The following is a 23,181-nucleotide window of genomic DNA, read 5'->3' as shown; positions in this document are numbered from 1 at the left end:
GGTCCCAGCCGTCCGACCCGTCGCGCGGTGGGCCCGGTCCGGCCCGCGGCGCGGCGCGCCCCGGTGTCGCGCCCGCTCCCGGCCCGGCCGGTCCGGGTCCGCGCGGCGACCTCGATCGCACGGGCGGGATTCCCGCGGGTGGTGGCCGTCCCGGTGGTGCTCCGACGGGTCCGGCCGGCCCGGCCCGCCCGGGTCCGCGTGGCGACCTCGATCGCACGGGCGGGATTCCCGCCGACGGTGGCCGCCCCGGTGGCGGCCCGGCGGGTCCGGCCGGTCCCGGTCCGCGTGGCGACGTCGAGCGCACCGGTGGGGTGCCGGTCGGTGCCGGCCGCCCCGGTGGCGGTCCGGCCGGACCCGGTGGCGACGGACGCGGGATGGCACGCCCCGACGACACCCGGCCCGGTGCCGGGCCCCGTCCGCCGGTGGCACACGGCGCCCGAGGGCCGGCAGGCGACGGCCCGGTGCCGCCCGGCGCGCCGGTGACCGCCCGCGCGGCAGCCGGTGTGGCCCGCCCGGTCGCGCCGGACGAGCGGAGCGCCGGACGTGCGACGCCACCCGGACCGGAGCCGGACCGGCCCGGACCGGGCAACGCGGCGACACCGGCGACGGCCCGGGCGGCTGTGGTCGTACCCCCGGGGGAGCCCGCGGGGCCACGGCCCGCAGCGGGCGGCGCGCCACGGCCCGGCGGTCCCGGACCGGAAGACAGCGGCGCGGAGGCCGGGGGCCTGCGCGGCGCCCGGTCCGAGCTGCGCCGGCAGATGCGCGAGCGCACCCGGCTGCGGCTGGGCATCCTCGCCCTGGTCAGCCTCGTGCTGCTCGGCGCGGTGCCGCTGTACTTCGGGATGCGGACGCTCAGCCGCGACCCGGTCTTCGACACCCTCGACGCGCTCGCCGTGCCCGCCTGGGCGCAGAGCAACACCGTCGACAACGTCAGCGGCAGCCGCTGGTGCCTCCAGGACTGCCGCCTGCGTGAACGTTCCGTCGAGTCGGAGCAGGGGTGGAAGGAGACCGTCGCGGTCTACGAGAAGGCGCTGACCGGGGACGGGTGGCGGCGCTGGAAGGTCGACCGCTGCCCGGACGAGAAGGTCCCGGGTAGCTACACCTGCTGGCGCCGGGACGAACTGACGCTCGATCTGTGGGTACGGGACCGCACCTGCACGCCCCCGCCGGTGGACGGGGCGCCCGCGCCGACCGCACCGGCCACGCCCGCAGCGGCGGAGTGCACCGGCTCGTTGGTGTCGGTGAAGGTGCGCAACGCGATCGACGACGAGCGCACCGGACCGACACCGACCACCGATCCGTCACTCACCGGTGAGGATCCGTACCCGACCCTGACCGACGACCCGCTGGGCGAGGCGACCCCCTCACCGTCGTGAGCCGACTTTCATCACGGACGGTAGGGTCTGGGGCTGGCACGCCCGTCCGCGCCCGGTGACCGGGTCGGCGTGGCGCGAAGTGGGTAGGTACGGTCGCGCGTTCCGGGGCGTCGGGTCCCGGGACACTGCTTGAGGAGGACTTTCGCGTGAGTGGTGGAGAGATCGCTGCGCTGATCGCGGCCGGCGCGTTCCTGATGCTGGTGCTCGTGCTGGCGGTGCCGATCCTGCGGCTGCGGCACACCGTGGACGCGACGACCCGCATGATCACCGACGTGAACGAGCGCACCGCGCCGCTGCTCGGCGACGTGAACACCACGGTGAAGAACGTCAACGTGGCGCTGGAGCAGGTGCAGACCTCGCTGGACGGGGTGAACCTGCAGCTCGCCAAGGTGGACACCATGACCAGCCACGCGCAGAACGTCACCGCGAACGTGGCGAACCTGGCCACCGTGGTCTCCGCCGCCGCCGCGAACCCGCTGGTCAAGGTGGCCGCGTTCGGGTACGGCGTGCGCCGGGCCGCCTCCGCCCGCCGGCACGCCGAGACCGAGCGCGAGGTGCGCGACACCATCAAGCAGCAGCGTCGCGCCGCCAAGCGCGGCAACCGCTGACCCCGACCGGCGTACGCGGGAAGGATGAGAACATGAGGCGGTTGTTCTGGCTGGGCATCGGGCTGGCCGTGGGCGTCCTGGTGGTGCGCAAGGCCACCCGGACCGCGCAGGCGTACACCCCGGCCGGCATCGCCAGCGGGCTGTCCGAGTCCGCCGGCGGTCTGGTCGAGTCGCTGCGGGCGTTCGTGGACGACGTCCGGGTCGGCATGGCCGAGCGTGAGCAGGAGATCCACGAGGCCTTCGCCCGCGGCGAGGTGTACGACGACCAGTTCGCCGAGCTGCGGGAGGACCCGCGGATCGGTGACCGAGAGATTTTCCCGGAGGACCACCAGCGATGAAGACGGCGGAGATCAAGCGGCGGTTCCTCGCCCACTTCGAGGCGAACGGGCACACCGTGGTGCCGTCCGCTCCGCTGCCCGCCATCAGCGACCCGAACCTGCTGTTCATCAACGCGGGCATGGTGCAGTTCGTGCCCTATTTCCTGGGCCAGCAGAGCCCGCCGTACGCGCGGGCGACGAGCGTGCAGAAGTGCATCCGGACGCCGGACATCGACGAGGTCGGCAAGACCAGCCGGCACGGCACGTTCTTCCAGATGAACGGCAACTTCTCCTTCGGTGACTACTTCAAGTCCGGTGCGATCCCGCTCGCCTGGGACCTGGCCACCAAGCCGGTCGAGGCGGGCGGCTTCGGGCTGGACCCGGAGCGGATCTGGGCCACCGTCTACCTGGACGACGACGAGGCGTACGACATCTGGCGCGCCACCGGCGTGCCGGCCGAGCGGATCGTGCGCCGGGGCAAGGCCGACAACTTCTGGTCGATGGGCATCCCCGGCCCGTGCGGCCCGTGCTCCGAGCTGTACTACGACCGCGGCCCGGCCTACGGCCGCGAGGGCGGCCCGGAGGTCGACGAGGACCGCTACCTGGAGTTCTGGAACCTCGTCTTCATGCAGTTCGAGCGGGGTCCGGGCGTCGGCAAGGAGGACTTCCCGATCCTCGGTGACCTGCCGGCGAAGAACATCGACACCGGCATGGGCCTGGAGCGGATGGCCTCGCTCCTGCAGGGCGTGGACAACCTCTACGAGATCGACGAGGTCCGCCCGATCCTGGACAAGGCCGCCGAGCTGACCGGCAAGCGCTACGGCGTGCACTCCGGCCACGCGGCGAACGAGTCGCACCCGGACGACGTACGGCTCCGGGTGATCGCCGACCACGTGCGCACCTCGCTGATGCTCATCGGCGACGGCGTGACCCCGTCGAACGAGGGCCGGGGTTACGTGCTGCGGCGGATCATGCGCCGGGCGATCCGGGCGGTGCGGCTGCTGGGCTACCAGGACCGGGCGCTGCCGGAACTGCTGCCGGTGGCCCGCGACTGCATGGCGCCGTCGTACCCGGAGCTGGCCGAGGACTTCGGCCGGATCTCCCAGTACGCGTACGCCGAGGAGGACGCGTTCCTGGCCACGCTGCGTGCCGGCACCACGATCCTGGACACCGCCATCGCCGAGACCAAGTCGGCCGGCAAGGCGGCGCTCTCCGGTGACAAGGCGTTCCAGCTGCACGACACGTACGGCTTCCCGATCGACCTGACCCTGGAGATCGCGGCCGAGCAGGGCTTGCAGGTCGACGCGGAGGGCTTCCGCCGGCTGATGGCCGACCAGCGCAGCCGGGCCAAGGCCGACGCGCAGGCGCGCAAGACCGGGCACACCGACGTGTCGGCGTACCGGTCGGTGCTCGACGGCGGCGGGCCGGTGGAGTTCACCGGCTACACCGAGCTGAGCCGGGAGTCCCGGGTGCGCGCGCTGCTGTCCGGCGGCGCCACCGTGTCGGCGGCTGTCGAGGGGGACACGATCGAGCTGGTGCTCGACACCACCCCGTTCTACGCCGAGGGCGGCGGCCAGCAGCCCGACCAGGGGCTCATCACCGTCGGCGGCGGCCAGGTCGAGGTCTTCGACGTGCAGCAGCCGGTGCCCGGCCTGATCGTGCACCGGGCCAAGGTGGTGCGCGGCGAGGTGCGCTCCGGCGAGACCGGGTACGCCGAGATCGACGTGTCCCGCCGCCGGGCCATCTCCCGCTCGCACACGGCGACGCACCTGGTGCACCAGACGATGCGCAACTTCCTCGGCGAGTCGGCGACCCAGGCGGGTTCGCTCAACGCGCCGGGCCGGCTGCGGTTCGACTTCAACACCCCGACGGGTGTGGCGCCGAGCGTGCTGCACGACGTCGAGCAGCAGGTCAACGAGGTGCTGCTGGCCGACCTGGAGGTGCACGCGTTCGTCACCAGCCAGGAGGAGGCCCGCCGGATCGGGGCGATGGCCCTGTTCGGCGAGAAGTACGGCGAGCGGGTCCGGGTCGTCGAGGTCGGCGACTACGCCCGTGAGCTGTGCGGCGGCACGCACGTGGCCCGCTCCGCCCAGCTCGGCCTGGTGAAGATCCTCTCCGAGGCGTCGGTGGGTTCCGGAGTACGCCGGATCGAGGCGCTCGTCGGCATGGACGCGTTCGGCTTCCTGGCCCGCGAGCACCTGCTGGTGTCCCGGCTGGCCGAGCTGTTCCGGGTGCCGGGGGAGCAGGTCGCCGACCGGGTGGAGCAGACCGTCACCCAGCTGCGCGACGCGGAGAAGGAACTGGAGAAGCTGCGCGCCCAGCTCGTGCTCGGCGGGGCCGGTGCCCTGGCGGCGCAGGCGAAGGACGTGCGCGGCGTCGCGTACGTCGGCACCGAGGCGCCGGAGGGCGCGGCGGCCAACGACGTGCGGACCCTCGCCCAGGAGATCCGGGGCCGGATCGACGCGGCCCGCCCGGCGGTGGTCGCGGTGGCCGCCCGGGCCAACGGCAAGGCGTCTCTCGTGGTGGCTGTCAACCAGGCCGCCCGGGGCCGGGGCCTGAGCGCGAAGGACCTGGTCAAGGCCGCGTTCTCCGGCCGGGGCGGCGGCAGCGACGACCTGGCCCAGGGCGGCGGGCTGCCCGCGACGGAGGCGCCGAACCTGCTGGTCACCGTCGAGCGGGCGGTCGCCGACGCGGCATGAGCGAACGCACCGAGCGGAGCGAGGGCCGTGAGGGCATGCACAGTCGGCACGGCATGAGCGAACGCACCGAGCGGAGCGAGGGCCGTGAGGGCATGCACAGTCGGCACGGCATGAGCGCAACGATCGACGCCAGGGCGGGCCACCCGGTCCGCCCTGGCCCGTACCGGCGGGGAGGTGTCCGCTCGTGAACGAGCTGTCCCGTGGCGTCCGGCTGGGTGTCGACGTCGGTCAGGTCCGGGTGGGGGTGGCCCGCTGCGACCCGCACGGCATCCTCGCCACGCCGCTGGTCACGCTGGCCCGCGATCTGACGGCCGAACCGGACGCGGTGCCCGCCGACATGGCCGAGCTGGTCCGGCTCGCCGCCGAGCACGAGGCGGTGGGGATCGTGGTCGGGCTGCCGGTCAACCTCGCCGGAAAACACGGCCCCGCGGCGGTGAACGTATCAGCATATGCCAGCCGTTTGGCTGATGTAATGAGGCCGATTCCGGTGACGCTGACGGACGAGAGGATGTCTACCGTCGTCGCGAGTCGTAGGCTGGCCGAACGGGGCGTCCGGGGAAAGCGCCAACGAGCGGTGGTCGACCAGGCTGCCGCGGTGGAGATTCTGCAGAGCTGGCTGGACGCACAGCGGAGGCGGACGCAATGATCGACGATCTTGATCTGGGCTTCGACGAGCAGGACAGGGGGGAGAAGGGCCGGCACCGGCGCGGCGCGGTACGCCGGCGCCAGGGCAAGTCCGGCGGCGGCCGGGGCAAGACCCTGCTCGCCCTCGCGCTCGCCCTGGTTCTGCTCGGCGGCATCGGCGGCGGCGCCTTCTACGGCTTCGACCGGGTCCAGAACTACTTCGTCACCCCCGACTACGACGGCTCCGGCACCGGCGAGGTGACAGTCGAGATCAAGCAGGGCGCGCTGATCGCCGACATGGCCGACGCGCTCGTCGCCGCCGACGTGGTGAAGAGCACCAAGGCGTTCATCGAGGCCGCCGAGGAGAACTCGCGCAGCAAGAACATCCAGCCCGGCACGTACAAGCTGCGCAAGCAGATGAGCGGTGACGCGGCGGTCGTGGCGCTGCTGGACCTCAAGAACAAGATCGTCAACGGCATCACCATCCCCGAGGGCCTCACCGCGAAGACGGTCTACAAGCGGCTCTCCGAGAAGACCGACATCCCGGTCAAGGACTTCGAGGCGGCGGCGAAGGACCCGGAGGCGCTCGGCGTCCCGGACTGGTGGTTCAAGCGCTCCGACGGCAAGAAGGTCAAGCCGTCGGTCGAGGGATTCCTGTTCCCGGACACCTACGAGATCCCGCCGAAGGCGACCGCCGAGACGGTGCTCAAGCTGATGGTGGACAACTTCCTCACCGTCACCTCCGGCATGCAGTACGCCGAGAAGGTGCAGAAGGACCGCGGCGGCATCACCCCGTACGAGGCGCTGATCGTCGCGTCGCTCGCGCAGGCCGAGGCCGGCAACAAGGCCGACCTGGGCAAGGTCGCCCGGGTCGCGTACAACCGGGTCTTCGGGGAGTTCCCCTGCAACTGCCTGGAGATGGACGTCACCGTCAACTACTACCTGGAGCTGACCGGACAGAAGACCAAGGCGTCCAAGGACATGACCGCCGCCGAGCTGGACGACCCGAAGAACCCGTACAACCGCAAGCTGCGCGGGCTGGTCCCGTCGCCGATCAACAACCCGGGCAAGGAGGCGCTGGAGGGCGCGCTGAGCCCGCCGCCGGGCAAGTGGCTCTACTTCGTGGCGATCAGCAAGGACGGCCGCTCCGCGTTCGCCGAGACCTACGACGAGCAGCTGCGCAACGAGCGGAAGGCCAAGGAGGCCGGGATCATCTGATGGGCGATCCCCGCCGCGCCGCTGTTGTCGGCAAGCCGATCGCCCACTCGCTCTCCCCGGTGATCCACACCGCCGGGTACGCGGCGGCCGGGCTGACCGGCTGGTCGTACACCCGGATCGAAGCCGGCGCCGACGACCTGCCCGGCCTGGTCGCGGGCCTCGGCCCGGAGTGGGCCGGGCTGTCGGTGACCATGCCCGGCAAGGAGGCGGCGCTCGCGCTGGCCGACGAGGTCTCGCCGGTCGCCGCCGCGGTCGGCGCCGCCAACACGTTGGTACGCCGGCCCGACGGCACCTGGTATGCCGACAACACCGACGTCACCGGCATGGTCGAGGTGCTCACCGGTGCCGGCTGCGTGGCCGGGGCGGTCGTCACCGTGCTCGGCGCGGGCGGCACGGCCCGGGCCGCGATCGCGGCGGCGGCCCGGATCGGGGCCGCGGAGGTGACAGTGGTGGCCCGCCGCCCGGAGGCGGTCGACGAGCTGCGCCCGGTCGCGGAGGCGGCCGGCGTGCCGCTCGCCGGCGCCGAGTGGGACGGCGCGCCCGCCCACGCCCGCGCCGACCTGGTGATCTCCACGGTGCCGAAGGGCGTCGCCGACCCGCTCGCCGACAACTTCGACTGGCGGCCCGAGTCCGTCTTCTTCGACGTGGTCTACGACCCGTGGCCCACGCCGCTCGCGGCGGCGGCGCTGGCCGCCGGATGCCGGGTGGTCTCCGGGCTGGACCTGCTGCTGGCCCAGGCGTTCGGCCAGTTCGAGCAGTTCACCGGCGTCACCGCGCCACGCGCCGCGATGGCCGACGCCCTGGCACGGGAACGGGCCGGCGCCGGATCGGTGTGACCGGCGCGCGGACGGGCCCGTCCGCAGGGCGGGACGCGGCGGGCGGCGTACGCCGGTGACCACCGGGCGTGACAGACTGACCGTCGTGTTGCGCTGGCTGACTGCAGGTGAATCGCACGGACCCGCCCTCGTCGCGATGCTGGAGGGCGTACCCGCCGGCATCGAGGTGACCACCGGGGAGATCTCCGGCGAACTGGCCCGGCGCCGGCTCGGCTACGGCCGGGGCGCCCGGATGTCGTTCGAGCAGGACGAGGTCGAGATCATCGGCGGGCTCCGGCACGGCGTGACGCTGGGCAGCCCGGTGGCGATCCGGGTCGGCAACTCCGAGTGGCCCAAGTGGCGCACCGTGATGGCCGCCGACCCGGTCGACCCGGAGGAGCTGGCGAGCCAGGCCCGCAACGCGCCGCTGACCCGTCCCCGCCCGGGTCACGCCGACCTGGCCGGCATGCAGAAGTACGGGCACACCGACGCCCGGCCGATCCTGGAACGCGCCAGCGCCCGGGAGACCGCTGCCCGGGTCGCGGTGGGCACCGTCGCCAAGGCGCTCGTGCGTCAGGCGCTCGGCGTCGAGATCGTCTCCCACGTGGTCGAGCTGGGTCCGGTGGCGGTCAAGCCGGGTCTGCGCCCCACCCCGGAGGATGCCGCGCGCATCGACGCCGACCCGCTGCGCTGCCTCGACGCCGAGGCCAGCGCCCGGATGGTCGCCGAGGTCGACGCCGCGAAGAAGGCCGCCGACACGCTCGGCGGCGTGGTCGAGGTGCTCGCGTACGGGGTACCGCCGGGCCTGGGCAGCCACGTGCAGTGGGACCGCAAGCTCGACGCCCGCCTCGCCACCGCGCTCATGTCGATCCAGGCGATCAAGGGTGTGGAGATCGGCGACGGCTGGCAGCAGGCGCGTTCCCGCGGCTCGGAGGCGCACGACGAGATCGTGCCCACCGCGACCGGGGTGCGGCGGATCACCGACCGGGCCGGCGGCTTGGAGGGCGGCATCACCACGGGTGAGCCGCTGCGGGTGAAGGCGGCCATGAAGCCGATCTCGTCGCTGAACCGGGCGCTCGCGACGATCGACGTGACCACCGGCGAGCCGGCCACCGCCATCAACCAGCGCTCGGACGTGTGCGCGGTGCCGGCGGCGGCGGTGGTGGCCGAGGCGATGGTCGCGCTGGTGCTGGCCGAGGCGGCGGTGGAGAAGTTCGGTGGCGACTCGGTCGTCGAGATGCGCCGCAACCTGGCCGGTTACCTCGACAGCCTGGTGGTCCGGTGAGCGCGAGGAACGCAGCGCAGCGGAGTCCCGCAGTCGCGAACGAGAGGTGGCAACGATGAGCACCCGGCCGGTCTGCGTGCTGGTCGGTGCGCCCGGCTCCGGCAAGACCACAGTCGGCACGGCGCTCGCCGAGGCGCTCGGCGTCGGCTTCCGGGACACCGACGCCGACATCGAGAACCTCGCCGGCAAGCCGATCCCGGAGATCTTCGTGGACGAGGGGGAGGAGCACTTCCGTACCCTCGAACGGGCCGCCGTGGCGGCGGCGCTCGCGTCGCACGCGGGTGTGCTCGCGCTCGGCGGCGGCGCGGTCCTGGCCGAGGAGAACCGGGCCGCGCTGATCGGCCACACGGTGGTGCACCTGTCGGTGGAGCTGCCCGACGCGCTCAAGCGGGTCGGTCTCGGCGCCGGTCGGCCGCTGCTCGCGCTGAACCCGCGCGCCACGCTCAAGCATCTGATGGACCAGCGCCGCCCGCTCTACGCCGAGGTGGCGACCGCGACCGTGGTCACCGACGGGCGTACGCCGCAGGAGTTGGCCGCGGAGATCGCCGCGCTGCTCAAGCCCTGACCCGCCCCGCCCAGCCACACCCGGCTCCCTCTGGAACGCCGTGGGTATCTCGTGAGCTTTGTGGCACCCATGGCGTTCCAGCCGGAGTGGATGCCGTCGGTGGGTGGAACGGTGTGGGTGTCTCCCGAGGGTTGTGGCACTCGTGGTGTTCCAGTCGAGGCGCGTGCCGTCGGTCGGTGGAACGCCATGGGCGAGTGAGAAGGCGTGCCGGCGCGAGGGTGGACGGTCAGGCGTTGGCCGCAGCGGTCCCGGCCGTCCGGCGTCCGGCCCGGCGGCGAGGGCTCCGCGCGCGGCGGCGCCGGGCCGGTTCGGGCCGCCAGGTGGCCAGCAGCGCCAGCGCCAGCGCGATCTCGGCCAGGTCGCCGAGGTAGTACATGAGCGTGGCGCCGGCCCGCAGCTCGGCGGCGGTGGCGGGCACGTCGACGAACAGCCCGGCGTAGAGCAGCTGGGCGATGGTGGCGTGCGCGGCCACCCCGAACCCGATCACCACCAGCCGGACCGGTACGCGGGGGCGGTGCGGTCCCGGGTCCGGACCGGCGATCGACCAGGCGAACAGGCAGCCGCTGAGCAGGAAGTGCAGGTTCACCAGCGTGTGCAGGGCCGGGCTGTCCAGCGTGGCCCGGTACAGCGGGGTGAGGTAGAGCAGCCAGAGCCCGCCCGCGGTGAGCAGCAGCCCGGTCACCGGGTGGCCGAGCACCCGCGCGACCGGATGCCGCAGCAGGTGGACCAGCCTCCGGCCGGTACGCCGGTCCAGCGTGCGCAGCAGCAGCGTGACCGGGGCGCCGAGCACCAGCGCCAGCGGCGCGAGCATGCCGATCAGCAGGTGCTGCCACATGTGCCCGACGAAGTCCCCGGCCGGCCACAGCAGCCCGGCCGTCAGCAGCAGCGCGCCCAGCCCGAAGCTCGCGGTGCGGGCGTGCGGCCAGCCCGGCCCGCCCGGGTCGCGCAGCCGCAGCGCGGCGGCCAGGTACGCCCAGAACAACGCCACCGGGATCAGCGCGGTGGCCGGGAAGCCGCCGGCGGCGTGCCCGGCGTGGGCCACTGTCACCGGCGCTCCGGCGCGCAGAGGTCGACGGCGCGGGCGCGGCGCTGGATCGCCCAGCCCACAGCGATCAGCACCACGCCGAGGGCCAGGAACCCGAGGTCCCACCAGAGCTGGTTCGGGCCGCTGCGCACGTGGTGGATGCCGAGCAGGTGGTGGTCGATGACGCCCTCGACCAGGTTGAACAGGCCCCAGCCGATGAGCGCCCAGCCCCACAGCATCGGCGAGCGCCACAGCCGGCCCCGGGAGTGGGTGACACGGGAGTAGAGCAGGGCCAGGCCGGTCAGCACCGCCACCCAGGTGACCACGTGGAACAGGCCGTCCCACAGCGTGTTCATCTGCAATCCGGGCACCGTGTCCACCGGGTACTCCCGGACGCCGATCCGGTCGCTGCCGGTGCTGCTGAGCAGGTGGTGCCACTGGAGGACCTGGTGCAGGACGATGCCGTCGACGAAGCCGCCGAGCCCGACGCCGAGGATCGTGGCGGGCAGCCGGATGCTCGTCGCGGACTCCGGGCGGGTCGTGTGTGCGGTCGTCTCACTCATTCCGGCCGCCCTACCCGCCCTGCGGCCGGGCAAACACCCAGCCAGTGGACAACGGCCGCGCGGGGGCGGCGCGCTGGACTAGGCTGCCCGCGATGGACGAGGTGACCCGGATCCCGGTCGGCGGCGAGCGGCCGTACGACGTGCTCGTGGGACGTGACCTGCTGGACCCGCCGCCCCGGCTGCTGCCCGGCGCCGAGCGGGTGGCCTTCCTGCACGCGCCGCCGCTCAAGGCGCTCGCCGACAAGCTCGCCGACGGCGTCCGCGAGGGCGGTGTGACGCCGCTGCTGATCGAGGTGCCGGACGCGGAGGCGGGCAAGCACGTCGACGTGGCGGCGGCCTGCTGGGACCGGCTCGGCGACGCCGGGTTCACCCGTACCGACGCGGTGGTCGGGGTGGGCGGAGGCGCGGTCACCGACCTGGCCGGGTTCGTCGCGGCCACCTGGCTGCGCGGCGTGCGCTGGGTGCCGGTCGCGACGTCGCTGCTCGGCATGGTCGACGCCGCCGTGGGCGGCAAGACCGGCATCAACACGGCCGCCGGCAAGAACCTGGTCGGCGCGTTCCACCCGCCGGCCGGCGTGCTGGCCGACCTGGCGACGCTGGACAGCCTGCCCCCGGCCGACCTGGCCGCCGGGATGGCCGAGGTGGTCAAGTGCGGGTTCATCGCCGACCCGGTCATCCTCGACCTGGTTGAGCGCGATCCGGCCGCCGCGCTGGACCCGGCCGGGCCGGTGCTGCGGGAACTGGTCGAGCGCGCGGTCCGCGTGAAGGCCGACGTGGTCGCCGGGGACCTGCGCGAATCCGGGGTACGCGAGGTGCTGAACTACGGGCACACGCTGGCGCACGCAATCGAGAAGGTGGAGGGCTACCGCTGGCGGCACGGTCACGCCGTGGCGGTCGGCCTGGTCTACGCCGCCACGCTGGCCCGGCTCGCCGGCCGGCTCGACGCGGCCGACGCGGAGCGGCACCGCCGGGTGCTGGCCGCGCTCGACCTGCCCACCGGCTACCGGGCCGACGCCTGGCCGGAGCTGCTGGCCGCGATGCGGGTGGACAAGAAGGCCCGGGGCAGCCGGCTGCGGTTCGTGGTGCTCGACGGGCTCGCCCGCCCGGCGATCCTGGAGGCGCCGCCGGACGACCTGCTCGCCGCCGCGTACGCGGAGATCAGCTCGTGAGGGTGTACGTGCTGAACGGGCCGAACCTGGGCCGGCTCGGCACCCGCCAGGTCGACGTGTACGGGGTGACCAGCTACGCCCAGCTCGTGGCCGACTGCGAGCGGCACGGCCGGGAGCTGGGCCTGGACGTGGTGGTCCGGCAGACCGACGCCGAGCACGAGATGCTCGCCTGGTTGCACGAGGCGGCCGACGAGGCGGCGGCGGTGGTGCTCAACCCGGCCGCCTGGTCGCACTACTCGATCGCGGTGCGGGACGCCTGTGCCATGCTGCGCGGCCCGCTGGTCGAGGTGCACATCTCCAACATCCACGCCCGGGAGGAGTTCCGGCACCACTCGGTGGTCTCCGCGGTGGCCACCGGGGTGATCTGCGGCCTGGGCGTGGACGGCTACCGGCTGGCGCTGCACCACCTGGCCGCCCGGCTTGTCGCAGGCGCCTGAGCCGGTCCCGCCCGGCGGCGCTCCTGCCCGGTCCGTTCCGTGGCGCGAGTCCGATTCGACAGGGCGAGTAGACTTGGACGGTCTGTCCGCCAATTGATGATCAAGGCAGGAAATGGCCACCACCAACGACCTGAAGAACGGCCTGGTACTCAACCTGGACGGCGAGCTGTGGGCCGTCGTCGAGTTCCAGCACGTCAAGCCCGGTAAGGGTGGTGCCTTCGTGCGCACCACGCTGAAGAACGTGCTGTCCGGCAAGGTGGTCGACAAGACCTTCAACGCGGGCACCAAGGTCGAGACCGCGACCGTGGACAAGCGCACCATGCAATACCTCTACGCCGACGGCGAGGACTACGTCTTCATGGATCTGGAGACGTTCGACCAGATCACCGTCCCCGGCGCCACCGTCGGCGAGGCCGCCAACTACCTCCTCCCCGAGGCCGAGGCGACCGTCGCCACCCACGAGAGCGTGCCGCTGTACATCGAGCTGCCGACCTCGGTCGTGCTCGAGGTCACCTACACCGAGCCGGGCCTGCAGGGCGACCGGTCGACCGGCGGCAACAAGCCGGCCACCGTCGAGACGGGCGCGACCGTGCAGGTGCCGCTGTTCATCACCACCGGTGAGAAGATCAAGGTCGACACCCGCGACGGCCGTTACCTCGGCCGAGCCTGATGGCCGAGGGCCCCAAGCAGCAGATGCCGGCGCGCCGCAAGGCGCGCAAGCGGGCGCTGGACGTGCTCTTCGAGGCCGATCTGCGGGACCGCCCGCCGGTCGAGGTGCTCGCCGGTTACCTGGAACGGATCGAGCAGCCCCGCCCCGACCACCTCGGCTACGCGGTCGGGCTGGTCGAGGGCGTGGCGGCGCACCTCGACCGGATCGACGAGACGATCGCCAGCTACGCCGAGGGATGGACGCTGGAGCGCATGCCGGTGGTCGACCGCAACCTGGCCCGGATCGCCGTGTACGAGCTGCTCTACGTCGACGAGATCGACGACGCGGTGGCGATCAGCGAGGCCGTGGAGCTGGCCCGGCAGATGTCGACCGACGACTCGCCCCGCTTCCTCAACGGCATCCTCGGCCGGATCGCCGAGTACGCCTCGCGCTGACGCGCCACGACGACGAAGGGCCCGTGCCGGTAGGCACGGGCCCTTTCGGTCGTACGGGGTGTCAGGACGCGAAGAACGCCCGCGGGTCGGCGACCAGCACGCCGTGCTCGGTCAGCCGCTCGATCAGGCCCGACGGCGAGGCGTCGTAGACGATCGCGAGGGCGCGCAGGTCGTCGGCGCGGATCGAGAGCACCCGGCCGTTGTAGTCGCCGCGCTGCTGCTGGATGGCGCGCGCGTAGCGGGCCACGTACGCGAGGTCCTCGGAGGCCTCGTCGTAGAGCCGCTCCAGGTCCAGGACGATCTTGCTGGTGGGCTCGTGACGCACCCCGCTGCCGTCGGGCAGCAGCTCCGAGACGGGAACGCGGTAGAAGTCGGCCAGCTCCGCCAGGCGGGACACGGTGACGGCGCGGTCGCCGCGCTCGTACGAGCCGACCACCACGGCCTTCCACCGCCCGTTCGACTTCTCCTCCACCCCCTGCAGGGACAGGCCCTGCTGCTGGCGGATGGAGCGCAGGCGGGCGCCCAGCGACTTGGCGTATTCAGAGGGCATTCGGACACTCCCAGTGCTGTTCGGGTTCCCCGAGCTATCGCTACGGAGCGTGACGGTACGGGGATTGCGACATGTGGTCAAGTGTTGCCGTCCACCGGGTCCGGCACCCACGTGTGGCTTGTCCCCATTTCTCCGGGCTGACCAGCAGGTCAGGACCGGCGGCGGGCGGCCCGGTGACCGCTGGTAACGTGGCGTGAAGCCCCGGTCCGGGCCCCGCGCGGGCCTGCCGGAGCCGACCAGACGTCCTTTAACGACCCGTCCCGTGAGGCGGGGAAGGAGGTCCGCCGTGGCCTACCCACCGGCTGCCCACTCGTCGCCGCCGCGACAACCCTCGGTGAAGGTGATCCTCGCCGCAGCGGACGTGTCGCGGGTCGTCGACCGCATCGCCCACCAGATCCTGGAGAAGACCCAGGGCGCCGCCGAAACCGTGCTGCTCGGCATCCCCACCCGGGGCGTGCCGCTGGCCCACCGCCTCGCGGACCGGATCAGCACCTTCGAGGACGTCACAGTCCCGGTCGGCGTGCTCGACATCACGCTCTACCGCGACGACCTGCGCCGGCACGCCACCCGCGCGGTCGGCCCGACCGACCTGCCCACCGGCGGGATCGACGGCAAGCGGGTGATCCTCGTCGACGACGTGCTGTTCTCCGGCCGCACCGTGCGGGCCGCGCTGGACGCGCTCAGCGACGTGGGCCGGCCGGCGTCCGTGCAGCTCGCGGTCCTCGTCGACCGCGGTCACCGGCAGCTGCCGATCCGCGCCGACTACGTCGGCAAGAACATCCCCACCGCGCTGGCCGAGAACGTCAATGTCACCCTCGCCGAGACCGACGGCGCCGACGAGGTACGGCTGTACGGAGGCACCCTCTCATGATCCGGCACCTGCTCTCCGGCGCCGACCTGGACGCCGGCACCGCCACACTGGTCCTGGACACCGCCGCGGAGATGGCGACGGTGGCCGGTCGCGAGGTCAAGAAGCTGCCCGCGCTGCGCGGGCGCACAGTGGTCAACCTCTTCTACGAGGACTCCACCCGCACCCGGATCTCGTTCGAGGCGGCGGCCAAGCGGCTCAGCGCCGATGTGATCAACTTTTCCGCCAAGGGCTCCAGCGTGGCCAAGGGGGAGAGCCTGAAGGACACCGCGCTCACGCTCCAGGCGATGGGCGCGGACGCGGTCGTCGTCCGGCACCCCGCCTCCGGCGCCCCGCACCGGCTCGCCGAGTGGGTGGACGGGTCGGTGGTCAACGCCGGTGACGGCACCCACGAGCACCCCACCCAGGCGCTGCTCGACGCGTACACGATGCGGTCCCGGCTGGGCCGGCTCGACGGCCTGCACGTGGCGATCGTCGGCGACGTGCTGCACTCCCGGGTGGCCCGCTCCAACGTGCTGCTGCTGTCCACGCTCGGCGCGAAGGTCACCCTGGTCGGCCCGCCCACGCTCATCCCGGTCGACATCGCCGCCGCCCTGGCGCCCGGCACCGACGTCTGTTACGACCTCGACGCCGTTCTCCCGGATGTGGACGTGGTGATGATGCTGCGGGTGCAACGTGAGCGGATGGGTGACTCCTACTTCCCGTCGGCCCGCGAGTACGCCCGCCGCTACGGGCTCGACGGCCCGCGCATGCGCCGGCTGCCCGAGCACGCGATCGTCATGCACCCGGGCCCGATGAACCGGGGCATGGAGATCACGCCCGAGGTGGCCGACTCGCCCCGCTCCACCATCGTCGAACAGGTCGCCAACGGGGTCTCCGTGCGGATGGCCGTGCTCTACCTGCTGCTCGGAGGGAACAACCGGTGACCGCGTACCTCATCACAGGCGTCAGCATCGTCGGCGGCGAGCCGACCGACCTGCTCATCCGCGACGGCGTGGTGGCCGGGACGGGCCGCGGGCTCGCTGCGGACGACGCCACAGTCCTCGACGCGACCGGCCTGGTCGCGCTGCCCGGCCTGGTCGACCTGCACACCCACCTGCGCGAGCCCGGCCGGGAGGACGCCGAGACCGTCGAGTCCGGTTCCCGGGCGGCGGCACTCGGCGGCTACACGGCGGTGTGCGCGATGGCGAACACCTCCCCGGTCGCGGACACCGCGGGCGTGGTGGAGCAGGTCTGGCGCCTCGGCCGGGAGGCCGGCCTGGTCGACGTGCAGCCGATCGGCGCGGTCACGGTCGGGCTGGCCGGCGAGCGCCTGGCCGAGCTGGGCGCGATGGCCGACTCGGCCGCCGGGGTGCGGATCTTCTCCGACGACGGGCACTGCGTGTCCGACCCGCGGCTGATGCGCCGGGCGCTGGAGTACGTCAAGGCGTTCGACGGCGTGATCGCCCAGCACGCCGAGGAGCCCCGGCTCACCGAGGGCGCCCAGATGCACGAGGGTGAGGTGTCCACCCGCCTCGGCCTGACCGGCTGGCCGGCCGTCGCCGAGGAGGCGATCATCGCCCGGGACGTGCTGCTGGCCGAGCACGTCGGCAGCCGCCTGCACGTCTGCCATGTCTCCACCGCCGGCAGCGTCGAGGTGCTGCGCCAGGCCAAGGCGCGCGGGGTACGCGTCACCGCCGAGGTGACCCCGCACCATCTGCTGCTGACCGACGAGAAGGCAGAGAGTTACGACCCGGTCTTCAAGGTCAACCCGCCGCTGCGTACCGCCGCCGACATCGCCGCGCTGCGGGAGGCGCTGGCCGAGGGCGTGATCGACATCATCGCCACCGACCACGCGCCGCACGCCGTGGAGGACAAGGAGTGCGAGTGGGCGTACGCCCGGCCGGGCATGCTCGGCCTGGAGACGGCGCTGTCGATCGCGCTCGACGTGTTCGGCCCCCGCTGGGACCTGATCGCCGAGCGGATGTCCCGCACGCCCGCCCGGATCGCCGGGCTGGCCGGGCACGGCCTCGACCCGGCGCCCGGCGTACCGGCCAACCTGACCCTGGTCGACCCGGCCGCCCGCCGCGTCATCGAACCGGCGGAGCTGGCCAGCCGTAGTCGCAACACCCCGTACGCCCGCATGACGCTGCCGGGTCGCATCGTGGCGACCTTCCTGCGCGGCGAGCCGACGGTCCTGGACGGAAAGGCTGTCAAGTGATCCGAGCGAGGAACGTAGCGGAGCGGAGTCCCGCAGTCCGGATCGAAGGAGACACAGTGATCCGAGCGAGGAACGCAGCGGAGCGGAGTCCCGCAGTCGCGAACGAAAGGCGGGCACAGTGAAGCGACGTCCTGCGATTCTCGTCCTGGAGGACGGGCGCACGTTCCACGGCGAGGCGTACGGCAGCGTCGGGGAGACCTTCGGCGAGGCGGTCTTCAACACCGGCATGACCGGCTACCAGGAGACGCTCACCGACCCCTCGTACCACCGGCAGGTGGTGGTGCAGACCGCGCCGCACATCGGCAACACCGGCGTCAACGGCGAGGACGACGAGTCCGACCGGATCTGGGTGGCCGGGTACGTGGTGCGCGACCCGGCCCGGATCAGCTCCAACTGGCGCGCCGACGGCGGGCTGGAGGACCGGCTCGCCGCCGAGGGCGTCGTCGGCATCAGCGGCGTGGACACCCGGGCGCTGACCCGCCACCTGCGGGAGCGCGGCGCGATGCGCGTCGGCATCTCCAGCGTCGAGGACGACCCGGCCGCCCTGCTGGAGCGGGTGCGCCGCTCGCCGCAGATGGTCGGCGCGAACCTGTCCGAGGAGGTGACCACGGCCAAGCCGTACGTCGTCGAGGCGCAGGGCGAGCACCGGTTCACGGTGGCCGCGGTGGACCTGGGCATCAAGCGCAACGTGCCGCGGCGGCTCGCCGCCCGCGGCGTCACCACCCACGTGCTGCCCGCCGGGTCGACGATCGAGGACCTGCTCGCCACCGGCGCGGACGCGGTCTTCTTCTCGCCCGGCCCGGGTGACCCGGCGACCGCCGACGGCCCGGTGGCGCTGGCCCGGGAGGTGCTGACCCGGCGGATCCCGCTGTTCGGCATCTGCTTCGGCAGCCAGATCCTCGGCCGGGCGCTCGGCTTCGGCACCTACAAGCTCGGGTACGGCCACCGCGGCATCAACCAGCCGGTGCTCGACCGGGCCACCGGCAAGGTCGAGGTGACCAGCCACAACCACGGCTTCGCGGTGCAGGTGCCGGGTGCCGGGGACGGCGCTGTGGTGCCGGATCAGGTGATCCAGACCGAGTTCGGCGCCGTCCAGGTGTCACACGTCTGCCTCAACGACAACGTGGTCGAGGGGCTGCGGGCCGTGGACGTGCCCGCCTTCACCGTCCAGTACCACCCGGAGGCGGCGGCCGGCCCGCACGACGCGGACTACCTCTTCGACCGTTTCGCCGAGTTGATCGAAGGCAGTGGCTTCGACCGGAAGCACAGTGAAGGCGGAGAGAATGCCTAAGCGGACCGACCTCAAGCACGTCCTGGTGATCGGCTCCGGGCCGATCGTGATCGGACAGGCCTGCGAGTTCGACTACTCCGGCACCCAGGCCTGCCGGGTGCTGCGCAGCGAGGGGATCCGGGTCAGCCTGGTCAACTCCAACCCGGCGACGATCATGACGGACCCGGAGTTCGCCGACGCCACGTACGTCGAGCCGATCACCCCGGAGTTCGTCGAGCTGGTCATCGCCAAGGAGCGCCCCGACGCGCTGCTGCCGACGCTCGGCGGCCAGACCGCGCTGAACACCGCCGTCGCCCTGCACGAGGCCGGTGTGCTGGAGAAGTACGGCGTCGAGCTGATCGGCGCCAACATCGAGGCGATCAACCGGGGCGAGGACCGGCAGCTGTTCAAGGAGATCGTCGCGAAGGCCGGCGTACGGCTGGGCCTGGCGGATCCGTCCGCGCTGGTGCCGCGGTCGCGGGTCTGCCACTCGATGGACGAGGTCCGCGAGACGGTCGCCGAGCTGGGCCTGCCGGTGGTCATCCGGCCGTCGTTCACCATGGGCGGCCTCGGTTCCGGCATGGCGCACACCGACGAGGACCTGGAGCGCATCGCCGGCGCGGGCCTGGCGGCCAGCCCGGTGCACGAGGTGCTCATCGAGGAGAGCGTGCTCGGCTGGAAGGAGTACGAGCTCGAACTGATGCGCGACCGCCACGACAACGTGGTGGTGGTCTGCTCGATCGAGAACGTCGACCCGATGGGCGTGCACACCGGCGACAGCGTCACCGTCGCCCCGTCGATGACGCTCACCGACCGGGAGTACCAGCGGCTGCGTGACCTCGGCATCGCGGTGCTGCGCGAGGTCGGTGTGGACACCGGCGGCTGCAACATCCAGTTCGCGGTGAACCCGGCCGACGGCCGGATCGTCGTGATCGAGATGAACCCGCGCGTGTCGCGCTCCTCGGCGCTGGCGTCGAAGGCCACCGGCTTCCCGATCGCGAAGATCGCCGCGAAGCTCGCCATCGGCTACACGCTCGACGAGATCCCCAACGACATCACGCTGAAGACGCCTGCGGCGTTCGAGCCGACGCTCGACTACGTGGTGGTGAAGATCCCCCGGTTCGCGTTCGAGAAGTTCCCCGGCGCGGACCCGGAGCTGACCACCACGATGAAGTCGGTGGGCGAGGCGATGAGCCTGGGCCGCAACTTCACCGAGGCGCTGAACAAGGCGATGCGCTCGATGGAGACCAAGGCGTCCGGCTTCTGGACCGTGCCGGACCCCGACGGCGCGACCAGGGAGAACACGCTGGCGGCGCTGCGCACGCCGCACGACGGCCGGCTCTACACCGTCGAGCGGGCGCTGCGCCTCGGCGCGTCGATCGCCGAGGTGTCCGAGGCGTCCGGCGGCATGGACCCGTGGTTCCTGGACCAGATCGCCTCGCTGGTCGAGCTGCGCGCCGAGATCGTGGACGCGCCGGTGCTCGACGCCGGTCTGCTGCGCCGGGCCAAGCGGGCCGGCCTGTCCGACCGGCAGCTCGCCGCGCTGCGTCCCGAGCTGGCCGCCGAGGACGGCGTCCGTACGCTGCGGCACCGGCTCGGCGTCCGGCCGGTCTACAAGACGGTGGACACCTGCGCGGCCGAGTTCGAGGCGACCACGCCGTACCACTACTCGACGTACGACTCGGAGACCGAGGTGGCGCCCTCGGCCCGGCCGAAGGTGCTCATCCTGGGCTCCGGGCCGAACCGGATCGGGCAGGGCATCGAGTTCGACTATTCGTGCGTGCACGCCGTACAAGCTCTCCGGGACGTGGACTACGAGACCGTCATGGTCAACTGCAACCCGGAGACCGTCTCCACCGACTACGACACCGCGGACCGGCTCTACTTCGAGCCGCTGACGTTCGAGGACGTGCTGGAGGTCTGGCACGCCGAGGACACCTCCGGCAGGGAGGCGGGCGGCCCCGGCGTCATCGGGGTGGTCGTGCAGCTCGGCGGGCAGACCCCGCTCGGCCTGGCCCAGCGGCTCAAGAACGCCGGCGTGCCGATCGTCGGCACCTCCCCGGAGTCGATCCACCTGGCCGAGGAGCGCGGCGCGTTCGGCGCGGTGCTGGCCCGGGCCGGGCTGCGCGCGCCCGCGCACGGCATGGCCACCTCGTACGACGAGGCGAAGACGATCGCCGACGAGATCGGGTACCCGGTGCTGGTCCGCCCCTCGTACGTGCTCGGCGGGCGCGGCATGGAGATCGTGTACGACGACGCCACGCTGCGCGACTACATCGGCCGGGCCACCGCCATCTCGCCGGACCGCCCGGTGCTGGTGGACCGGTTCCTGGACGACGCCATCGAGATCGACGTGGACGCGCTCGTGGATGCCGACGGCGACGTCTACCTGGGCGGCGTGATGGAGCACATCGAGGAGGCCGGCATCCACTCCGGCGACTCGTCCTGCGCGCTGCCGCCGATCACGCTGGCCGGCTCGCACCTGGCCCAGGTGCGGCACTACACCGAGCAGATCGCCCGCGGTGTCGGGGTGCGCGGCCTGCTCAACGTCCAGTACGCGTTGCAGGGCGACATGCTCTACGTGCTGGAGGCCAACCCGCGCGCCTCCCGGACCGTACCGTTCGTCTCGAAGGCCACGGCGGTGCCGCTGGCCAAGGCGGCGGCCCGGATCGCGCTCGGCGCCACGATCGCGCAGCTGCGCGCCGAGGGGATGCTGCCGCCCACCGGCGACGGCGGCACCATGCCGGCCGACGCGCCGATCGCGGTCAAGGAGGCGGTGCTGCCGTTCAAGCGGTTCCGCACGCCGTCCGGCAAGGGCATCGACGTGCTGCTCGGCCCGGAGATGAAGTCCACCGGCGAGGTGATGGGCATCGACACCGGCTTCGGTCAGGCGTTCGCCAAGTCGCAGGCCGCCGCGTACGGGTCGCTGCCGACCGCCGGGAAGATCTTCGTCTCGGTCGCCAACCGGGACAAGCGCGGCATGATCTTCCCGATCAAGCGCCTGGCCGACCTGGGCTTCGAGATCGTGGCCACCACCGGCACGGCCGAGGTGCTGCGCCGGCACGGCATCGCCTGCGAGCAGATCCGCAAGCACTACGAGTCGGGTGAGGGCGCGGACGCGGTCTCGCTGATCCTCGGCGGGGACGTGGCGCTGGTGGTGAACACGCCGCAGGGATCCGGGGCGAGCGCCCGTTCCGACGGGTACGAGATCCGCAGTGCGGCGGTGAGCGCCGACATCCCGTGTGTCACCACGGTGCCCGGCGCGGCCGCCGCCGTCATGGGCATCGAGGCCCGGATCAACGGCGACCTGAAGGTCCGCCCGCTGCAGGACCTCCACGCCGCCCTCCGGGCGGGCGAGTGACCCCCCGCCCCACTGCGTCGATCATGAGGTTGGCGGCGGATATGGAGATCCACATCGCCGCCAACCTCATGATCAACGGGGAGATCGGGCGGGCCGGGCGGGGGGCCGGGGCATGATCTTCGAGAAGGTGGTGCGGCCCCGGCTGTTCTCGCTCGCGGGTGGGGACGCGGAGGGTGCGCACGAGTGGACGCTGGAGCGGCTGGCCGCGGTGTCGCGGCAGCCGGCCGTGCTCGCCGCGCTGCGCGCGGCGTACTTCCGGTCGGCGCCGCGCACCGTGTTCGGGGTGCGCTTCCCCAACCCGGTCGGGCTGGCGGCCGGCATGGACAAGAACGGACTCGCGTTGCCGGCCTGGCCGGCGCTCGGCTTCGGCTTCGTCGAGGTCGGCACCGTGACCGCGCACGCCCAGCCGGGCAACCCCCGGCCCCGGCTGTTCCGGCTGCGCGACAGCGAAGCGGTGATCAACCGGATGGGCTTCAACAACGCGGGCGCGGCGGCGCTCGCGGACCGGCTGGCCGCGTTGCCGCGCCCGCTCGGCGTGCCGCTGGGCATCTCGCTCGGCAAGTCCAAGGTGACCCCGCTGGACGAGGCGGTCGAGGACTACCTCGCCTCCTACCGGGCGCTCAAGGAGCACGGCGACTACTTCGCGGTGAACGTGTCCTCACCGAACACTCCCGGACTGCGGTCGCTTCAGGACCGGTCCCATCTGGACGCGTTGCTCGCCGCGCTGGTGGGGGAGAAGCCGGTGCTGGTGAAGATCGCCCCGGACCTGACCGAGCCGGCCGTGGCCGAGCTGCTGGAGGTGTGCCTCGACCGGGGTGCGGCCGGGATCATCGCCACCAACACCACGCTCGCCCGTGACGGGCTCGCCCCCGCCGACCGGGGGCGCGCCGCCGAGGCCGGTGGGCTGTCCGGCCGGCCGCTCACCGCCCGGGCCCGGGAGATGGTCGCCTTCGTGCACCGGGAGACCGGCGGCCGGCTGCCGGTGATCGGCGTGGGCGGCATCCTGCACCCGGACGACGCCACCCGCATGTTCGACGCCGGCGCCGCCCTGCTCCAGCTCTACACCGGCTTCATCTACCGAGGCCCCGCCCTGACGAGAGCCATAACCCGGACCACCCGACCCTGACC

22 protein-coding genes and 1 pseudogene are annotated in these 23,181 nt (G+C 72.7%); 20 read left to right on the top strand and 3 right to left on the bottom strand.

Features of this window, described 5'->3' with window-relative positions; translation table 11 throughout:
- The 10 genes and pseudogenes from EAD96_RS31385 to EAD96_RS01870 form a co-directional block, all read left to right on the top strand.
- A pseudogene (locus tag EAD96_RS31385) lies at positions 1-483 on the top strand (hypothetical protein); the annotation flags it as partial.
- A gap of 275 nt (positions 484-758) precedes the next feature.
- A complete protein-coding gene (locus tag EAD96_RS01915; RefSeq protein ID WP_091424570.1) occupies positions 759-1,376 on the top strand; it encodes a hypothetical protein in 618 nt (205 codons plus the stop codon).
- Between the two features lie 146 nt (positions 1,377-1,522).
- Positions 1,523-1,984 carry a DUF948 domain-containing protein gene (locus EAD96_RS01910; protein WP_013285490.1) on the top strand — a complete coding sequence of 154 codons (462 nt, stop codon included), beginning with the start codon at positions 1,523-1,525 and terminating at the stop codon, positions 1,982-1,984.
- A gap of 32 nt (positions 1,985-2,016) precedes the next feature.
- Positions 2,017-2,322 (top strand): hypothetical protein, encoded by a 306-nt coding sequence (locus EAD96_RS01905; protein WP_013285491.1) that lies wholly within the window; start codon positions 2,017-2,019, stop codon positions 2,320-2,322.
- Positions 2,319-5,000, top strand: coding sequence for an alanine--tRNA ligase (gene alaS, locus EAD96_RS01900; RefSeq protein ID WP_121683050.1), 2,682 nt, complete (start codon positions 2,319-2,321; stop codon positions 4,998-5,000). The genes EAD96_RS01905 and alaS overlap by 4 nt, the downstream gene beginning before the upstream one ends.
- Before the next feature lie 184 nt (positions 5,001-5,184).
- Positions 5,185-5,646: a Holliday junction resolvase RuvX gene (ruvX, locus tag EAD96_RS01890; RefSeq protein ID WP_121683048.1), complete on the top strand. Its 462-nt coding sequence runs from the start codon at positions 5,185-5,187 to the stop codon at positions 5,644-5,646.
- Entirely contained in the window at positions 5,643-6,842 is a 1,200-nt protein-coding gene (gene mltG, locus EAD96_RS01885) for an endolytic transglycosylase MltG (RefSeq protein WP_121683047.1), read from the top strand. The genes ruvX and mltG overlap by 4 nt, the downstream gene beginning before the upstream one ends.
- Positions 6,842-7,678 carry a shikimate dehydrogenase gene (locus EAD96_RS01880; RefSeq protein ID WP_120570517.1) on the top strand — a complete coding sequence of 279 codons (837 nt, stop codon included), beginning with the start codon at positions 6,842-6,844 and terminating at the stop codon, positions 7,676-7,678. The genes mltG and EAD96_RS01880 overlap by 1 nt, the downstream gene beginning before the upstream one ends.
- 85 nt (positions 7,679-7,763) lie before the next feature.
- Positions 7,764-8,942, top strand: coding sequence for a chorismate synthase (aroC, locus tag EAD96_RS01875; protein ID WP_120573850.1), 1,179 nt, complete (start codon positions 7,764-7,766; stop codon positions 8,940-8,942).
- A 55-nt stretch (positions 8,943-8,997) separates the two neighbouring features.
- A complete protein-coding gene (locus EAD96_RS01870; RefSeq protein WP_091424298.1) occupies positions 8,998-9,507 on the top strand; it encodes a shikimate kinase in 510 nt (169 codons plus the stop codon).
- A gap of 226 nt (positions 9,508-9,733) precedes the next feature.
- On the opposite strand, the gene EAD96_RS01865 is transcribed toward EAD96_RS01870, so the two are convergent.
- Positions 9,734-10,555 carry a cytochrome c oxidase assembly protein gene (locus EAD96_RS01865; RefSeq protein ID WP_121683046.1) on the bottom strand — a complete coding sequence of 274 codons (822 nt, stop codon included), beginning with the start codon at positions 10,553-10,555 and terminating at the stop codon, positions 9,734-9,736.
- Positions 10,552-11,094, bottom strand: a complete 543-nt coding sequence (locus EAD96_RS01860; RefSeq protein ID WP_121683045.1) for a DUF2243 domain-containing protein — start codon at positions 11,092-11,094, stop codon at positions 10,552-10,554. Before EAD96_RS01860 ends, EAD96_RS01865 begins: the two co-directional genes overlap by 4 nt.
- Before the next feature lie 92 nt (positions 11,095-11,186).
- Here EAD96_RS01860 and aroB point away from each other — a divergent pair, with 92 nt between their 5' ends.
- The 4 genes from aroB to nusB all read left to right on the top strand — a co-directional run bounded on the left by aroB (position 11,187) and on the right by nusB (position 13,804).
- Positions 11,187-12,263, top strand: a complete 1,077-nt coding sequence (gene aroB / locus EAD96_RS01855) for a 3-dehydroquinate synthase (RefSeq protein ID WP_120570514.1) — start codon at positions 11,187-11,189, stop codon at positions 12,261-12,263.
- The gene (gene aroQ, locus EAD96_RS01850; RefSeq protein ID WP_121683044.1) at positions 12,260-12,700 is read left to right on the top strand and encodes a type II 3-dehydroquinate dehydratase; all 441 of its coding nucleotides are present in this window, start codon (positions 12,260-12,262) and stop codon (positions 12,698-12,700) included. The genes aroB and aroQ overlap by 4 nt, the downstream gene beginning before the upstream one ends.
- Before the next feature lie 112 nt (positions 12,701-12,812).
- Positions 12,813-13,370, top strand: a complete 558-nt coding sequence (gene efp, locus EAD96_RS01845; protein WP_073827682.1) for an elongation factor P — start codon at positions 12,813-12,815, stop codon at positions 13,368-13,370.
- A 23-nt stretch (positions 13,371-13,393) separates the two neighbouring features.
- Complete coding sequence (nusB, locus tag EAD96_RS01840) at positions 13,394-13,804, top strand: transcription antitermination factor NusB (protein ID WP_199733039.1); 411 nt, start codon at positions 13,394-13,396, stop codon at positions 13,802-13,804.
- Between the two features lie 61 nt (positions 13,805-13,865).
- On the opposite strand, the gene EAD96_RS01835 is transcribed toward nusB, so the two are convergent.
- Entirely contained in the window at positions 13,866-14,354 is a 489-nt protein-coding gene (locus EAD96_RS01835) for a transcriptional regulator (RefSeq protein WP_013285505.1), read from the bottom strand.
- A 286-nt stretch (positions 14,355-14,640) separates the two neighbouring features.
- Here EAD96_RS01835 and pyrR point away from each other — a divergent pair, with 286 nt between their 5' ends.
- The 6 genes from pyrR to EAD96_RS01805 all read left to right on the top strand — a co-directional run bounded on the left by pyrR (position 14,641) and on the right by EAD96_RS01805 (position 23,179).
- The gene (gene pyrR / locus EAD96_RS01830; RefSeq protein ID WP_121683043.1) at positions 14,641-15,225 is read left to right on the top strand and encodes a bifunctional pyr operon transcriptional regulator/uracil phosphoribosyltransferase PyrR; all 585 of its coding nucleotides are present in this window, start codon (positions 14,641-14,643) and stop codon (positions 15,223-15,225) included.
- A complete protein-coding gene (locus EAD96_RS01825) occupies positions 15,222-16,148 on the top strand; it encodes an aspartate carbamoyltransferase catalytic subunit (RefSeq protein WP_120570510.1) in 927 nt (308 codons plus the stop codon). Before pyrR ends, EAD96_RS01825 begins: the two co-directional genes overlap by 4 nt.
- Positions 16,145-17,422 carry a dihydroorotase gene (locus tag EAD96_RS01820; RefSeq protein WP_121683042.1) on the top strand — a complete coding sequence of 426 codons (1,278 nt, stop codon included), beginning with the start codon at positions 16,145-16,147 and terminating at the stop codon, positions 17,420-17,422. The genes EAD96_RS01825 and EAD96_RS01820 overlap by 4 nt, the downstream gene beginning before the upstream one ends.
- Before the next feature lie 118 nt (positions 17,423-17,540).
- Positions 17,541-18,713, top strand: a complete 1,173-nt coding sequence (gene carA / locus EAD96_RS01815) for a glutamine-hydrolyzing carbamoyl-phosphate synthase small subunit (protein WP_121683041.1) — start codon at positions 17,541-17,543, stop codon at positions 18,711-18,713.
- Positions 18,706-22,053 (top strand): carbamoyl-phosphate synthase large subunit, encoded by a 3,348-nt coding sequence (carB, locus tag EAD96_RS01810; protein WP_120570507.1) that lies wholly within the window; start codon positions 18,706-18,708, stop codon positions 22,051-22,053. The genes carA and carB overlap by 8 nt, the downstream gene beginning before the upstream one ends.
- Positions 22,054-22,165: 112 nt before the next feature.
- A complete protein-coding gene (locus tag EAD96_RS01805; RefSeq protein ID WP_121683040.1) occupies positions 22,166-23,179 on the top strand; it encodes a quinone-dependent dihydroorotate dehydrogenase in 1,014 nt (337 codons plus the stop codon).
- The last annotated feature ends 2 nt before the right edge of the window (positions 23,180-23,181 follow it).

Source organism: Micromonospora sp. BL1 (assembly GCF_003667485.1).
Taxonomy (GTDB): domain Bacteria; phylum Actinomycetota; class Actinomycetes; order Mycobacteriales; family Micromonosporaceae; genus Micromonospora; species Micromonospora tulbaghiae.
Note: the sequence above shows the minus strand (reverse complement) of the source record. Positions and strands in the feature narration are given on the sequence as shown.

What these genes read in the sequence shown, in the direction of transcription:
- EAD96_RS01835 (WP_013285505.1), bottom strand. Translation starts at nt 14,354, where the DNA reads ATGCCCTCTGAATACGCCAAGTCGCTGGGCGCCCGCCTGCGCTCCATC.
- aroB (WP_120570514.1), top strand. Translation starts at nt 11,187, where the DNA reads ATGGACGAGGTGACCCGGATCCCGGTCGGCGGCGAGCGGCCGTACGAC.
- EAD96_RS01805 (WP_121683040.1), top strand. Translation starts at nt 22,166, where the DNA reads ATGATCTTCGAGAAGGTGGTGCGGCCCCGGCTGTTCTCGCTCGCGGGT.
- EAD96_RS01860 (WP_121683045.1), bottom strand. Translation starts at nt 11,094, where the DNA reads ATGAGTGAGACGACCGCACACACGACCCGCCCGGAGTCCGCGACGAGC.
- EAD96_RS01880 (WP_120570517.1), top strand. Translation starts at nt 6,842, where the DNA reads ATGGGCGATCCCCGCCGCGCCGCTGTTGTCGGCAAGCCGATCGCCCAC.
- alaS (WP_121683050.1), top strand. Translation starts at nt 2,319, where the DNA reads ATGAAGACGGCGGAGATCAAGCGGCGGTTCCTCGCCCACTTCGAGGCG.
- carB (WP_120570507.1), top strand. Translation starts at nt 18,706, where the DNA reads ATGCCTAAGCGGACCGACCTCAAGCACGTCCTGGTGATCGGCTCCGGG.
- EAD96_RS01870 (WP_091424298.1), top strand. Translation starts at nt 8,998, where the DNA reads ATGAGCACCCGGCCGGTCTGCGTGCTGGTCGGTGCGCCCGGCTCCGGC.
- nusB (WP_199733039.1), top strand. Translation starts at nt 13,394, where the DNA reads ATGCCGGCGCGCCGCAAGGCGCGCAAGCGGGCGCTGGACGTGCTCTTC.
- EAD96_RS01915 (WP_091424570.1), top strand. Translation starts at nt 759, where the DNA reads ATGCGCGAGCGCACCCGGCTGCGGCTGGGCATCCTCGCCCTGGTCAGC.
- EAD96_RS01905 (WP_013285491.1), top strand. Translation starts at nt 2,017, where the DNA reads ATGAGGCGGTTGTTCTGGCTGGGCATCGGGCTGGCCGTGGGCGTCCTG.
- mltG (WP_121683047.1), top strand. Translation starts at nt 5,643, where the DNA reads ATGATCGACGATCTTGATCTGGGCTTCGACGAGCAGGACAGGGGGGAG.
- efp (WP_073827682.1), top strand. Translation starts at nt 12,813, where the DNA reads ATGGCCACCACCAACGACCTGAAGAACGGCCTGGTACTCAACCTGGAC.
- EAD96_RS01825 (WP_120570510.1), top strand. Translation starts at nt 15,222, where the DNA reads ATGATCCGGCACCTGCTCTCCGGCGCCGACCTGGACGCCGGCACCGCC.